This is a genomic window from Limimonas halophila (assembly GCF_900100655.1).
Taxonomy (GTDB): Bacteria; Pseudomonadota; Alphaproteobacteria; order Kiloniellales; family Rhodovibrionaceae; genus Limimonas; species Limimonas halophila.
Genome location: NZ_FNCE01000001.1, coordinates 125810 through 139362, shown reverse-complemented (window position 1 = coordinate 139362; position 13553 = coordinate 125810). Strand labels below are relative to the sequence as shown.

Below are 13553 nucleotides of genomic sequence, written 5' to 3'. Positions count from 1 at the left end.
ATCGGGCTGGTTACGCCGTTTTTGCCCGGTGTGCGCCAACACGTTCCACGTGCACCGCTCGAAATCGCTGCACCAAACTGCTATACGCTCAACCACAAGGCGGGCGTGGCGGAATCGGTAGACGCGAGCGGCTTAAAACCGCTTGGCTTCGGCCGTGTGGGTTCGAGTCCCACCGCCCGCACCACAAACTGTTGGCAGTTTGATCCCTTCAGTTTGCCATAAATGGGGGGCGGTTCAGGCTCCAGGCCCCAAACTGGCTACCGTTTCACCCGTCAGTTGGCCATAAATGGGGGCGTTTCGAACGCCAGGCCCCAAGCCGGCTGCCGTTTCGCCCGTCCGGGTGCCATAAATCGGGGCGCGTCAGACTCCAGGCCCAACCTGTCGGCGGTTTGATCCCGTCAGCGGGCCACAAATGGAGGCATATTCGGCTCCAGGCCCCAACCTTCGGGGCGTTTGCGCGCCCCCGGCGCATCGGTCTCCCCCCCTTTGAGCGGTCCCACCTCATCATGCTCTATCGCGCCGCCGCCGGCACTTGGCGGTAGCGCCGCAGGGTGTCGGCGGAAAAGATGGCCAGCGCGGTCCAGATGCAGGCGAAGGTCACGCCCTGGACCTCTGGCTGGAAGGGCTCGCCGAAGACGAAGACCGCCAGCAGAAAGTGTCCCGTCGGTGCAAGGTACTGGAAGAAGCCGACGGCGGTGTAGGTGATCCGCCGCGCCCCACTCGCGAACAGCAGCAGCGGCACCGCCGTCACCACGCCCGCCATCAGCAGCAGAACGTCCAGCATCGCATCGCCGTTGAAAAGCGCGCCCGTCCCCTGGACCTCGGTGTAGGCCAGATACGCGGCCGCGATCGGCGCCATCAGGCCCGTTTCCAGGAACAGCCCGTCCAGCGAGGCCAGCTGCGTCGTCTTGCGGATCAGGCCGTAAAGCCCGAACGAGCCGGCCACCACCAGCGACGGCCACGGCAGCCCCGCCGTCTGCACGGCCAGGTTGGTCACGCCCGCCACCGCCAGGGCCACGGCCGCCCCCTGAAAGGCGTTCAGGCGCTCGCGAAGCACCAGCACGCCCAGCAGAATGTTGACCAGCGGGTTGATGTAGTAGCCCAGCGAGATCTCGATCACGCGGCCGACCTGCGTGGCGTAAATGAAGGTCAGCCAGTTGGTCGCGATCAGCAGCGTGCTGGCGACCAGCATCCAGCGCGTCCGCCGGGTGGCGAGCGTGTCGCGGATGGCGCGCCAGCGCCCCAGGACGCTCACGATCACCAGCAACAGCACCGCCGCCCACAGCGCCCGGTGCGCCAGAAGCTGCAGCGCCGGCACCGTGCTCACCGCCTTGAAGTAGAGGGGCAGCAGCCCCCACGCGATGAAGGCGGAGAGCGTGAGCGCCCCGCCCTGAAGCCGCTGATCGTCTCTGGTCATGCCGTCCGTGCCGTCTCGCGCGCGGGCGTGTCCGTGATGGGCCAGTGCAGCGCCGCCGCCAGCACGCCGAGGCCGGCCGCGACGGCCCACACGGCCGTGTACGATCCCGTGAGATCGAAACTCAACCCGCCGAGCCACGCGCCGCAGAAGGCGCCGATCTGATGGCTGAACATGACCACGCCGAACAGCGTCGCCATGTAGCGCGCGCCAACGATCTGCCCCACGACGCCGCCCGTCAGCGGCACCGTGCCCAGCCAGAGCACGCCGAACACGCTGGCGAAGGCGTAGACCGCCCAGGGCTCGGCCGGGGCCGCCATGAAGGCCGCGATCGCCGCCGCGCGGCCCAGGTAGATGCCCGTCAGCACGTTCGTCTTGCGCCAGCGCTGCCCCGCCCATCCGGCGGCGAAGCTGCCGCCGATGTTGAACAGCCCGATGAGGCTCATCGCCGTCGCGCCCACGGCCGCCGGCATGCCCGCGGCGCTCACAGAGGCCGGCAGGTGCGTGGCGACGAACGCGACGTGGAAGCCGCAGACGAAGAACCCGGCGGTCAGCAGCAGATAGCCCCGATGCCGCGCCGCCAGGGAACACGCGCTGGCGAGCGTGCCCGCGTCCTCGCCGTCGAAGCCGGTGTCCGCGCGCCCGCGCAGGGCCGGGGCCACGAGCACGCCCAGGACGCTCAGCGCCGCCAGTGCCAGCAGCGCGTGCTGCCAGCCCAGCCCGTCGATGAGCGCCTGCGCGCCCGGCAGCAGCACGAACTGCCCGATGGAGCCGCCCGTCGCGGCGAACCCGAGCCAGAGGCTGCGCTTGTCCGCCGGGGCCACGCGCGCCACCGCCGAGAGCACCAGCGGAATCCCCGTCGCCGCCACGGCGATGCCCACGAGCAGGCCGGCGCCCAGGTGCAGGCCCGTCAGCCCCGGCACCAGCGCCATCACGACCAGCCCGGCGGTGTAGGTCGCCCCGCCGACGGCCAGCATGCGCGCGGTGCCGAAGCGGTCCGCGAGCGCCCCGCACAACGGCTGCAGCGCACCCCACAGCAGGTTCTGCCCCGCGATCGCGAGGGAAAACGCCGCGTGGCTGAGGCCGTACGCCGAGGTCATGGGCTCCAGAAAGAGCCCGAAGCTCTGCCGCAGGCCCATGTTGAGGCCGAGCACCAGCATGCCGGCGACGAGCGCCAGCAACGCGGCCGGACGCGCCAACTGCATCGGAAAGATCCTCTGTCTTTCGCGGCGCACGGTAACCGCGCCCACCCCGGCCGTCGATCCGCGGGCCCCGCCTTGCCAGCCGCGCCCCGCGCCCGCACGCTCACCCCCGCTTTCGGAGGAGACGCCCGCGTGCTCGTTCCCCACATCCGGCTGCTGGCTGTGCTGGCGCTCGCCGCGCTGATCGCGGTCGGCGGTCCGGCCGCCGCGCGCCCGCTCACGCTGACGGCGACGCCGCTGGCGCCCGTGGACGGCGCCGCGCCCGGCACACGCGTCGGGCCGCTGACCTATCTGGGCGGCGTGGTGCTGGACGCGCCGGAGCCCAATTTCGGCGGGCTGTCGGGCCTCTTGCTGCGCGACGGCGGGCGGCGGCTGACCGCGGTGAGCGACGCCGGCGCCTGGCTGCGTGCGGCGGTGGACCTGGACGCACGGGGCGCGCCGCAGGGCGTTTCGGCGGCCCGCATGGGGCGGCTGCGCGACAGCCGCAGCAACGCGATTCTGAACAAGACCGACGGCGACGCCGAATCGCTCGCCCGCGCGGCCGGCGGCGGGCTGCTCGTCGCCTTCGAGGGCCGGCACCGCATCCGCAGCTATGGCGGCCCCGATGCGGCAGCACGCCCGGTGCCCATCCCGGACGCCGTGGCCGACGCCGCCCCGAACAAGGGGCTGGAGGCGGTCACGAAGCTGAGCGACGGCCGCCTGTTGCTGATCGCGGAAGGCGGAAGAACGGAATCGGGTCTTCCGGCGTGGGTGCGCGCGCCGGACGGCGGCTGGCGCGCGCTCACCTACCGCACGCGCGACGGCTTCAGCCCCACGGGCGCCACGGGCCTGCCCGGCGGTGACGCGCTGGTGCTGGAGCGGAAGGTGAAAGGGCTGCTCGGCTTCCGCGCGCGCTTGCGCCGGATTCCCGCCACCAAGATCGAGCGCGGCGAGGTGCTGGACGGGTCGATCCTGGCGACGCTGAAGCCGCCCCTGCCGGTGGACAACATGGAAGGCGTGGCGAGCGTGCCCGCCACCGGCGGCGGAAGCCGACTCTACCTGCTCAGCGACGACAACTTCCTGCCGTTCCAGCAGACCGTCCTGCTGGCTTTCCGGCTGCCGGTCGAAACGGCCGCGCGAAGCCGGCGCTGAGCAAGCAACACAAAAACCCGCGCCAGCCTGAGCCGGCGCGGGCTTGTGCGTTCCGTGCCGCGGTCGCGGGCGTCAGGCGGCCGGCTGTTCCGCCGACTCGCGCGCCTCGCGCTTCTTCTTCGCCTTCTCGACGCGGCGCTTCACCTTGATCGCGTCCGGCCCGAGCTTGCGGTCGGGCGTGCCCGTGAGGAAGGCGTCGAGGCCGCCGTTGTGCTCCACCGTGCGCAGGCCGTGCGTGCTGATGCGCACCTGCACCATCTCATCCAGCGCATCGCTGTAGAGCGAGGTGTCGTGGATGTTGGGCAGGAAGCGCCGCCGCGTCTTGTTGTTCGCGTGCGAGACGTTGTTGCCCGCCTGAACGCCCTTCCGGGTGAAATCGCAGCGCCGTGCCATGCCGTTCGTCCGCCTGGTTGATGGGATGATCGGGTGGTGGATGACGCATCCACGCCGTCACCGGCCGGCGCGGCCGGCGGTGGAGCGCGGTTCTAGCCATCGGACGGCGCAGCGTCAAGCCCGCCCACGGCCATGGCCCGGTACAGATAGAGCTTGCGCCCGGCGGCGCCGTGGCGGTTCAGCTCCGCCAACACGCGCATGTCGGGATGCGTGTCGAGAAAACGGCGCGCCGCCGCCTCCACCCCCGGATAGGCCGGGTGGCCGTGGTCGTCCAGCACCACCACGCCGCCGGGAAGCAGATGCTCCCGGCACAGCACGAGATCCGCGTGCGTGCGCGCCTCGCTGTGGTCGCCGTCGACGTGAGCGAAGCGAAAACGGTCGCCGGGCGCCAGCGCCAGATCCTCGCTGAAGCAGCGGTGAAAGCGCACCGCCGCGTTCGGCAGGTCCGGCACGGCCGCGCGGATGTTCGCCAGCACCCGGTCGGGCGTGCGCTTGCTGGCATTGCCCTGGGCGTCCGGAAGGTCGAAGGGATCGCAGCACACCAGCGTCTCGCCGGGGCCGAGGCAGGCCGCCATGATGGCCGCGCTGCGCCCGCCGTGCGTGCCGATTTCCAGCAGATCGCCGGTCAGCCCCGACAAGCGCTGGAGCGTGAGGACGAGCTGAAAGTGGCCGCAGTCGTCCAGGTTGAAGGCGCCCGGCAGGCCCAGCGCCCGCGCGAACAACTCGCGCGTGTCGGGGCCGGGCCGGCCCACGTCGCGCACGTCCGTACTGGTGCGCAGGTCGCGGGGCGGCAGGGCGCCATCCCCGCGGCCGGGGCCGATCCCGCGCCGAGATCCCGCGCGCCCGCGCTCGAGCCATGCCGTCCAGCTCATCACCATGCCCCGCCGGCCGCTGTCCCCGGGGCTCACCCGGCCGGGACGGCCTGGTCCCGCGCGATCCGCCGCGCGCCGGTGAGCAGGAGCACCGCCCCCACGGCCACGCGGGCGAGCCCGGCGATCCCGACGCCGATGACGCCCCATTCCAGGAACGTCATCGTAAGCACCGTTATCTGAACCGTCGTTCCCACGGCCGGGATACCCACAACGTAGACCATGCGGCCCGAGGCCACGATCAACTGCCGCACCGGCGCCAGCGCGATCGAGCCGACGTTGGCCAGCGCCAGCAGCACCGCGGCGGGGTAGGCCGCCGTGTAATCGGCGCCGAACGCGGCCTCGATCACCGGCTTGCCGGCGACGAGCACCACCGCGAAGGCCGCCGCGGCGATGACCGCCCCCGTGGCGGCCGTGCGGCGGACGGTGGTTCGCTGCTCCGCCGACAGGCCCGCCGCCATCTGCTGCGCCAGCTCCCGCAGCACGGCGGGCGAAAGCGCGGATTGGACCGGCTTGCGCACGACCTCGCCGACGGCGCGGGCCACGCGCACCAGCCCGGCGCCGGCGGGACCGAGCAGCGCGCCGGCGAGCAGGATGGTGCCGTGCTGCGTCACCAGCGCGAAGGCGCGCGTCGCGTTGAGCCCCCAGGCGAAGGCCCAGATGCCGTGCTCGCGGTCGCGGGTTCCGCGTGCATCCCCCGGCTCGCGGCGCAAGACGCCGGCCGCGTGCGCGACCCGCAGCGCAAGCGCGATGAGCACCCCCCGGCTGGCGACCTGGCTGCCCAGCCACAGCCACAGGAACGCCGGGAGGCCGAAGTCCGCCGCCCACAGGGCGGCCGCCCCCACCACGCGCACCGTCGGCGTCAGCACGCTCGCCCAGGCCGCGAGGCCGAAGCGGTCGAACGTCTGCAATACCCCCTGCGGCGTGCCGCGCAGCACGAGCACCCCGGCGCCCGCCGCGTACACGAGCGCCACCGGCCCGAGATCGGGGGGCACCCCGACGAGCGGCCCGGCCAGCGCGACCGCCGCCACCGCCACGAGGGACGCGGCAAGTGCGGCCAGCCCATCCAACCCGGCGGCGAAGCGCAACAGCCGCCCCAATCGCGCGGGCTCGCCCGTGCCGTCGATCCCGCCTGCGTAGCGGACGACTGTGGCCGTGGTGTCGAAGCGGATGAGCCCGGCCACGGCGGCGATCACGCTCTGCAAGACGGCGAGCTGGCCGAGCCCGTCTGTCCCGAGCGCCCGGGCGGCAAGGGCGATCGCCGCGAATCCCATCACGCCCTGCCCCGTGCGCCCGAGCGTCAGCTTGCCGGCGTTGCGAAGCGCCCGCCCGGCCGCCGACCGGCCGTCGGACGCGCCGTTCGTCCCGCCCATGCGCGTGCGGTGCTTTCCTCCGTGGCCTGTCCGGTTTACGCCACGGGCCCGGCCCACGCCAGCCACGCGCCGGCGCGCATTGCGCCCGACCCGTAGCTGCCCGCACAATGGTTTAGACTCAAAAACCGGGAGTCGTAGCGCGCATGAAACCAGCCACCCACCGGACCCGCCGGCCCTTTCCCGTCCGGCTCTGGCGGCGGCTGCGCCGGTCGTGGTGGCGGGGACGCGCGCTGGCCTGGGAAGCCCGCCTGCGCCTGCGCAACCGGCTCGGGACGGGCCCCGCGCTCCAGGCCGGCGGCGAGGTGATCGTCAGCATGACCACGCACCAGGCCCGGCTGGGGCGCTCCTTCCTGGCGCTGGAGACGCTGTTCGACCAGGACGTGCAGCCCGGCGCGATCCAGCTCAACCTCGCCGCCGAAGAGTTGAGCGAGGCCGACCTGCCACAAACCATCCAGCGCCTGCGCCGGCGCGGACTCCAGGTGCGCTTCGTCGCCCCCGACTACAAATCCGGCAACAAGCTGATCCCTACCTACGCCGCCCACCCCGACCGCATCCTCGTCACCGCGGACGACGACTGCCTGCATCCCAGCACCTGGCTGTCGGGCCTGCTCGCCGCCCACGCGGAAACGCCCGACGCCATCGTCTGCCACCGTGGGCTGACGCTGCGGCGCGACGAGAACGGCCACCTGGTGCCCTACAAGCACCTCATGAAGGCGCCGGGCACCGACACGCATCCTGGCTTCGCGGTCATGGCGACGGGGGTGAGCGGGGTCCTCTACCCGCCCCACGCCCTGCATCCGCGGGTCCACGATCACGGCTTGATGATGCGGCTGTGTCCCAGCGAGGACGATGTCTGGTTCAAGGCGATGAGCCTGCTCCAGGGCACGCCCACGCGCCGGGCGGCGCCCCGGAACCCGCTCTGGCTCCAGGTTTCGGCCAGCCAGCGAGTGCGGCTGTTCGACCGCAACGTCACCCCCGATGGTGCGTCCCCGAGCGACGCCTGCCTGCGCACGGTCTTCGAGGCTTTCGAGCTTGACGGCTACCTCGACGCCGACGACACCGGCGAGCCGAGATCGGCCACAGCGGCGTGACATGCCAGCCGGGCCCGGCGGTCAGGCCGCTCCACCGCGGGCGAATCGCGCGATGCACTACCTGACCAAACGCACGCTCCGGCCGGTGCCGGCGCCGGGCACGACCCTGCCGCTGCTGGACAGCGTGCAGCAGGCGCTGGCGGCCGGACTGCCGCGCCGCGTGCCTCTCAACCGCGGCGCGGGCGAGAAGCCCGTGTTCATCGTGGGCGCACCGCGCTCGGGCACGACCTTGCTCCGCCGCCTGCTGCAAGCGGGCGGCGCCATTCACATCCCGCCGGAAAACCATGCGCTCAAGGGGATCGTCTGGGACGCCGCGCGCCGTCCGCGCCGCAAATGGACTCCCACGGTGAATGCCGTATGTTCCGCCATCGAGTACCGCAGCCTCTTCGCGGACTGGGAGATGCCGCTGCGCCCGCTGGCCGTCGCGCTCACCGAGCTGCCGGCGGACGAGCACAGCCTCGCCCGCATCGTCGCCGCCATCTACCGCGAGCATGCCGCCCGCACCGGCGCGCCCGCGCGGTGGGGCGACAAGACGCCGCTGAACGTGCTGGCGATGGACGAGATCCGCGCGTTGTTCCCCGACGCGCGCTTCCTGCACATCGTGCGCGACGGCGTGGATGTGACGCATTCCATGGTGAAGGACGGCCTGCGGCCCAGCCTGCATCAGGCGTCCACGCAGTGGGCGCGTTTCACCCGCGCGGGCGAGCTCTTCGCCGCCCGGCACCCCGAGCAGGTGCTGACGCTGCACTACGAAAACCTGGTCACCGCCCCGGAAACCGAGCTCCAGCGCATCTGCCCCTTCGCGGAGCTGCCGCTGAGCGAGCGCATGCTGGAGGTCACGGTGGACCTGCCGGGGATGACCGACGTGCGCCGTCAGGCCCATCACGCCAACGTCGCCAACCCGGTGACCCCGACCTCCATCGGCCGCGGGCGCCGCGCGCTGTCCAGGGCGGACCGCGCCGCCATCGCGCCCTACATCGGCGCCGGGCTGGCGCGCTTCGGCTACGAGCCGGCGGTGTGAGCGCGATGACGCGGCGGGACACGGGCGCACCGGACCCCGCCGGCCGCGGCATCCCGGGCCGCAGGCTTCCCAACCAAGCTATCCATGTCTCCTACCACAAGAACCTGACCGTCTTCTTCGACGCCACGATGCGGCTGGTGCGCAAGGCGACCCTAGGCCGCGTCCGCCACAAGCACTTCAACAGCGAGGCGGAGCGGTTTCTCCGCGAGCACGGCGCCTACACCATCGCCTCGTTGAACAACCACCCGCCATTGGACTCACTCGATTACACCGGCCCGGTGACGCAGTTCGTGCGCGACCCGCGCGATCTCGTGGTGTCGGGCTACTTCTACCACCTGCGCGGCGCCGAGGCCTGGACCCGCATCGTCGATCCGGCGCCCGGTGATTTCGCCGTGGTCAACGGCACCATCCCGCCGGAGATGCCGGCCGGGCTGTCGTTCAGCGGCTACCTGCAAACGCTGTCGGTCGAAGACGGGCTGCTGGCCGAACTCGCCTTCCGCCGGCACCACTTCGACGCGATGCGCGCCTGGGCCCGGTGCGGCTGGCCCAACCTGCTGACGCTCCACTACGAGGAAATCGTGCGCGACTACGGCCGCGCCATGGCGCGCGTGCTGGCCCATCACGGCTTCGGGCCGGGCGTTCAGGCCATCGGCCGGGCCGCCGCGCGCTACCGCGGCTCCCCGGCGGGCCGGCGCTCGCCGCACGTCCGCAACCCCGCGCCGAGCCAGTGGCACCGGACCTTCACGCCGAAGGTCGCCGACGCCTTTGCCGCGCGGCACGAGGACCTGCCGGCGCTGCTCGGCTATCCGCCCACCGCATCCACCTGAGCCCCGTCCAGGCTGCCGGCCGGCATCCCGATCGGCTGCGTGCGCCCCAGGCGCAGGTGCGCCAGCAGCGCCGCGTGGTTGAGCGCCCGCTTCACGGGGCGCTCGTGGGCGTGCTGCCAGCGCCCCTCCACGACGCCGTGGAGGTCCCACTTGGCGCGGAAGTGGTCGTCGGCGGCCCGCTTGCGCTCGCGGCCGTAGCGCAGCGCGGCGTAGTCGCTGCCGGCGGTCTTGGGCGTTTTCTCGTGGCGCATCACCACTTCGGGCACCACGGCGAAACGCCAGCGCCCGAGCGCCTTGTGCTGCAAAAAGAAGTCCACATGCTCGCGCATGATGGTGAAGTGCTCGTCCCACAGCACGTCGTCGAAGGTCTCCGTGCGGAACAGGACGCTCTGCTCCACGATGTCGTAGACGGGCAGGCGCTTCCCGTCCGGGCGCGGCACACACGCCGGACCGCGGCCAATGTCCTTATACAGCCGCCGGCCCACGCGGTAGAGGTTGGCGGCGCAGGACGACAGCCGCCCGTGCTCGCGCCAGATGCACGACACCCCGCCCAGCTCGCGGCTGGCGTCCACTGCCCGGCGCATGGCCGCGAGGTTGTCGGGGACGATCAGGTCGTCGTCCAGCATCAGCAGGTAGGGCGTGATGCAGGCCCGCGCGACCGCGTTGCGCCCGGCGGAGGCGCCGCTGTCGTAGGGTAGTTCGATCACGCGCAGCGGCAGAACTTCCCGCAGCTCGGCATAGAGCGCCTCGCGCTCCGGCCCGATGCCGCTGTCGTCGGCGACGATCACCTCGTGCAAGCCGTGCCCGGTCAGCGCGGTGAGCGTGTCCCGCAGCTCGGCCTGGCGCAGGAAGGCCTTCACGCCGGCCGTGACGTCGCGCATCGGTGCCGGCTCGGTCATCGCGTCATCCTCTCGCCCGGCATGTCCGCGCTCCCCCTTCGGCGCGTCGTGCCGCCTTCCCCGTCACAGACCGGGCTTCAGGCGCACGATGGGCCGCAGCGCGTAATGCTTGAACAGCTTCCAACCGCGGTTGTCCGTGCTGATGTGGGTGCAGCCCGTGAAGGCGCCGCGCACACCCCACTTCCGGTTCAGGTGGTCCTGCGAGCGCCGCAGCCGGTCCGAGCCCCGGCGCATGCGGATGTAGCCGGTGTCGGGCCGGCGGTCCTTGGGCACGGTCGTCCCCGTTGCGGGATAGTGACCGATCACGACCGAGGGCGTGATGGCGAAGCGCCACTTGCCCAGCACCTTGTGCTGGAGGAAGAAGTCCAGGTGCGCCTTGCCGATCTTGAAGCTCTCGTCCCAGCGCACGTCCTTGAGCGCCTCGGCGCGGAAGAGCGTCGAGAGCGGGATGGAATCGTAGTAGTGGAGCGTGCCGCCGCGGGGCGTCGCAGCCGTCTCCGGCTCGGGGCCGACGTCGCGGTAGAGATAGGGGCCGAGCCGGTAGAGGTTGCACGCCCCCGAGCGATAGGTGCCCCACTCCGACCAGATACCCGACACGCCGCCCAGTTCCGGGTGCGCTTCCAGGATTTCGCGCAGCTCGCCGATGTTCTCCGGCACCACGTGGTCGTCGTCCAGCAGCAGCAGGTAGGCGCTGTCGCAGGCGTCGAAGATGCGGTTGCGCCCCACCGACACACCCGTGTCCCGCGGCGGCTCGATCACGGTGAGCGGCAGCTTTTCCGCCATCTCGTCGTAGAGCGCCCGCCGGTCGCTATCGATGCCGCTGTCGTCGGCGACCACGACCGCGTGGACATCGAAGGGCGTCAGGGACTCCAGGGTGTTGCGCAGGGATTCCTGGCGCATGAAAGCCTTGATGCCGACGGTTACGTCGGGCAGCGGGATGCGGCTCACGGTTGCCTCGTGGCGGTTTTGCCTGGAAAACGCCCGCCCGTGTCGCCCAGCGGCACGGGCGCGTCAAGCTTGGGCGTCGGCGAGCGCGCACTCACGCGCTCTTGCGAGCGGGGTTGCGAAAGGCGGCCAGCAGCTCGCGGGCGGCGGCGCCGGGGGCCATGCGGCCCTCGCGCACGGCGGCCTCCACGGCGGGCAGGCGCTCGGCCACGGCCGGGTCGGTGCGGAAGTCGTGCAGCAGCGTGTCCTCCACCGCCGCCCACATCCAGCGGTCGGCCTGCTCCGAGCGGCGGCGGTCCAGCGTCCCGCTCGCCTGCATCTCGGCGCGGCGATCCCGCACGGCCGCCCAGACGGCGTCGATGCCGCGCCCCTCCAGCGCCGAGCAGGTGAGCACCGTGGGATCGGCGCCGACGATGCGCAGCGCGTCCGTGTAGGCGGCCGCCGCGGCCTCGGCGGCGGATTCCTGCCCGCTGTCCGCCTTGTTGACCACGAGGACGTCGGCGATCTCGGAGATGCCCTTCTTGATGCCCTGGAGGTCGTCGCCCGCGCCCGGCAGGAGCAGCAGCAGGAAGAGGTCGACCATCTCGGAGACGGTGATCTCCGCCTGCCCCACGCCGACCGTCTCCACGATCACGACGTCGAAGCCCGCCGCCTCGCACAGCAGCATGGCCTCGCGCGTGCGCCGCGCCACGCCGCCGAGCGTCCCGCCCGTCGGCGAGGGCCGGATGAAGGCCTCGGGCGTGCGCGCCAGTTCCTGCATGCGGGTCTTGTCGCCCAGGATGGCGCCGCCCGTGCGCGCGGAGGTCGGGTCGACCGCCAGCACGGCCACGCGCTTGCCCCGGCGCGTGAGGTTCAGGCCGAACGCCTCGATGAAGGTGGACTTGCCCACCCCCGGCACGCCCGAGATGCCGAGCCGCACGGCCGTCCCCGTCGCGTCCACCACGCGGTCGAGCAGCTCCGTCGCCGTGGCGCGGTGGTCGGCGCGCGTGGATTCCACGAGCGTGATGGCGCGCGCCAACGCGCGGCGGTCGCCGCCCCGGATGCGCGCGGCGAGCTGGTCCACATCCGTCGTCATTCGCCTAGCACCTGTCGGTCGGCCGCCTCGGCCCCCGGGCCGAGCGGCTGGCCGTGCGAGAACTCGACGGCCGTGCCGTCGGGGTCGAGGAGGACACAGAAGTAGCCCGCCGGGTATTCGTCCTGCTTGGGCGCCAGCGCCAGGCAGCCGCGGCGGCGGCCTTCCTCGGCCATGGCATCGACCGCATCGCGCGTCTCCACGGCGAAGCCGATGTGGGAGAAATCGCGCTCGCCGCCGTGATGCCCCGGCCCGCCCGGCAGCAGGACGATGACGAAGCTGCGCTCCTGCCCCGGCGCGGCCAGCCAGACGACGCGCCCGGGCAGGTCCTGGCTGTCGCGCGCGTGCACCTCGCGCAGGCCGCAGACCTCGCGGTAGAAGGCCGCGCAGGCCTCCAGATCGGCAACGTGCAGCGCGATGTGGGTGATCCGCGGCGTCATGCGCCCCTCGTGTCCCGATGCGTGCGCCAAGCCTACGACGCCGGTGCGGCGGCGTCGATCCACCCGCCGATGCGCCCCCGCTGACATGCGGGGATCACAGGCACGCCCCTTGGCCGGTCACGCATTCCAGGTTATTTGGCGTCAAGGCGGCACCTGAAGGTGCCGACGGGTGTGTTCGTCATGATGACCGGGAGGGAACCGCGATGCGACGCGTGCTGGCCGCTGTGCTGGCGCTGGGCCTGGCCGCCGGCGCCACCGCCTGCAACACCGCCGAGGGCTTCGGCGAGGATCTGGAATCCGCCGGCAACGCGCTGGAGGAAGAGGCCGAGGAGAACCAGTAAACGCCGGTTCATATCCACGAGCGCCCCTCTCCTTCAGGAGAGGGGCAGTGAGCCGCGGGGCCGCCGGGGTGAGGCGGTGGCGGCGCCAGCGCGACGAGCCGTGCCGCCTTGCCGTCACAACCGAAATCTGCTCCACCTGCCCACATGGCGCACCGTACACGCCGGGCGCGCACTCTGCGCCGGCAGGGCACCGACGCCGAACACGTGCTTTGGCGCCACCTGCGCAATCGCCGCCTCAACTGCGCCAAGTTTCGGCGCCAAGAGCCCATAGGGCCCTACGTCGCGGATTTCTGTTGCCGTGAAGCGGGCATCATCGTGGAAGTGGATGGCGGCCAACACGCGGAAGACACCGCCCGCGACGACCGTCGCACCCGGTGCTTGAACGGCCACGGCTACACCGTTCTTCGCTTTTGGAACACCGATGTGCTGAAGAATCTGGATGGCGTGCTTGCAGTAATCGCACGCCACCTTCCGGCGATATCCTGATTGCCCTCCGTCGCATCCCGACCTGTCACAGCCTCACCCCGCCAAGCTG

General features: G+C 72.0%; 15 protein-coding genes and 1 tRNA gene. 7 read left to right on the top strand and 9 right to left on the bottom strand.

Translation table 11 applies throughout. The features are described from left to right. The first annotated feature begins 99 nt into the window (after positions 1-99). Positions 100-184 (top strand) — tRNA-Leu (locus BLQ43_RS00645). Positions 185-511: 327 nt separating this feature from the next. Here BLQ43_RS00645 and rarD read toward each other — a convergent pair. Together rarD and BLQ43_RS00635 are read right to left on the bottom strand one after the other, a co-directional pair. Then, on the bottom strand, positions 512-1417 hold the full coding sequence (gene rarD / locus BLQ43_RS00640) for an EamA family transporter RarD (RefSeq protein ID WP_090018192.1): 906 nt from the start codon (positions 1415-1417) through the stop codon (positions 512-514). Continuing rightward, positions 1414-2619, bottom strand: coding sequence for an MFS transporter (locus BLQ43_RS00635; RefSeq protein ID WP_090018191.1), 1206 nt, complete (start codon positions 2617-2619; stop codon positions 1414-1416). Before BLQ43_RS00635 ends, rarD begins: the two co-directional genes overlap by 4 nt. Positions 2620-2748: 129 nt before the next feature. On the opposite strand from BLQ43_RS00635, the gene BLQ43_RS00630 reads away from it, so the two are divergent. After that, a complete protein-coding gene (locus BLQ43_RS00630) occupies positions 2749-3747 on the top strand; it encodes an esterase-like activity of phytase family protein (RefSeq protein WP_090018190.1) in 999 nt (332 codons plus the stop codon). 72 nt (positions 3748-3819) lie between these two features. Here BLQ43_RS00630 and rpmB read toward each other — a convergent pair whose 3' ends face one another. The 3 genes from rpmB to BLQ43_RS14180 form a co-directional block, all read right to left on the bottom strand. After that, positions 3820-4140: a 50S ribosomal protein L28 gene (gene rpmB, locus BLQ43_RS00625; protein WP_090018189.1), complete on the bottom strand. Its 321-nt coding sequence runs from the start codon at positions 4138-4140 to the stop codon at positions 3820-3822. 92 nt (positions 4141-4232) lie between these two features. Further along, positions 4233-5012, bottom strand: a complete 780-nt coding sequence (locus BLQ43_RS00620) for a class I SAM-dependent methyltransferase (protein WP_176758448.1) — start codon at positions 5010-5012, stop codon at positions 4233-4235. A gap of 32 nt (positions 5013-5044) precedes the next feature. Next, positions 5045-6382 (bottom strand): lipopolysaccharide biosynthesis protein, encoded by a 1338-nt coding sequence (locus BLQ43_RS14180; protein WP_143006099.1) that lies wholly within the window; start codon positions 6380-6382, stop codon positions 5045-5047. Positions 6383-6525: 143 nt separating this feature from the next. Between BLQ43_RS14180 and BLQ43_RS00615 the strand changes: the two genes are divergently transcribed. Genes BLQ43_RS00615 through BLQ43_RS00605 form a run of 3 tightly spaced genes read left to right on the top strand, consistent with a single transcriptional unit; the run spans position 6526 to position 9321 of the window. Continuing rightward, complete coding sequence (locus BLQ43_RS00615) at positions 6526-7473, top strand: glycosyltransferase family 2 protein (RefSeq protein WP_090018187.1); 948 nt, start codon at positions 6526-6528, stop codon at positions 7471-7473. A 52-nt stretch (positions 7474-7525) separates the two neighbouring features. Then, the gene (locus BLQ43_RS00610; RefSeq protein WP_176758447.1) at positions 7526-8494 is read left to right on the top strand and encodes a sulfotransferase family protein; all 969 of its coding nucleotides are present in this window, start codon (positions 7526-7528) and stop codon (positions 8492-8494) included. Between the two features lie 5 nt (positions 8495-8499). After that, complete coding sequence (locus BLQ43_RS00605) at positions 8500-9321, top strand: hypothetical protein (RefSeq protein WP_090018185.1); 822 nt, start codon at positions 8500-8502, stop codon at positions 9319-9321. On the opposite strand, the gene BLQ43_RS00600 is transcribed toward BLQ43_RS00605, so the two are convergent. The 4 genes from BLQ43_RS00600 to BLQ43_RS00585 form a co-directional block, all read right to left on the bottom strand. Further along, positions 9297-10220 carry a glycosyltransferase family 2 protein gene (locus tag BLQ43_RS00600; protein WP_090018184.1) on the bottom strand — a complete coding sequence of 308 codons (924 nt, stop codon included), beginning with the start codon at positions 10218-10220 and terminating at the stop codon, positions 9297-9299. The two genes, BLQ43_RS00605 and BLQ43_RS00600, sit on opposite strands and share 25 nt — an antisense overlap. 63 nt (positions 10221-10283) lie before the next feature. Then, entirely contained in the window at positions 10284-11168 is an 885-nt protein-coding gene (locus tag BLQ43_RS00595) for a glycosyltransferase family 2 protein (protein WP_090018183.1), read from the bottom strand. 91 nt (positions 11169-11259) lie between these two features. Then, a complete protein-coding gene (gene meaB, locus BLQ43_RS00590) occupies positions 11260-12240 on the bottom strand; it encodes a methylmalonyl Co-A mutase-associated GTPase MeaB (protein ID WP_090018182.1) in 981 nt (326 codons plus the stop codon). Next, entirely contained in the window at positions 12237-12677 is a 441-nt protein-coding gene (locus BLQ43_RS00585; protein WP_090018181.1) for a VOC family protein, read from the bottom strand. The genes meaB and BLQ43_RS00585 overlap by 4 nt, the downstream gene beginning before the upstream one ends. A 203-nt stretch (positions 12678-12880) precedes the next feature. Here BLQ43_RS00585 and BLQ43_RS00580 point away from each other — a divergent pair, with 203 nt between their 5' ends. Further along, positions 12881-13018 (top strand): entericidin A/B family lipoprotein, encoded by a 138-nt coding sequence (locus BLQ43_RS00580; RefSeq protein ID WP_090018180.1) that lies wholly within the window; start codon positions 12881-12883, stop codon positions 13016-13018. A gap of 144 nt (positions 13019-13162) precedes the next feature. Beyond that, positions 13163-13504, top strand: a complete 342-nt coding sequence (locus BLQ43_RS00575; RefSeq protein ID WP_090018179.1) for an endonuclease domain-containing protein — start codon at positions 13163-13165, stop codon at positions 13502-13504. Positions 13505-13553 lie beyond the last annotated feature (49 nt).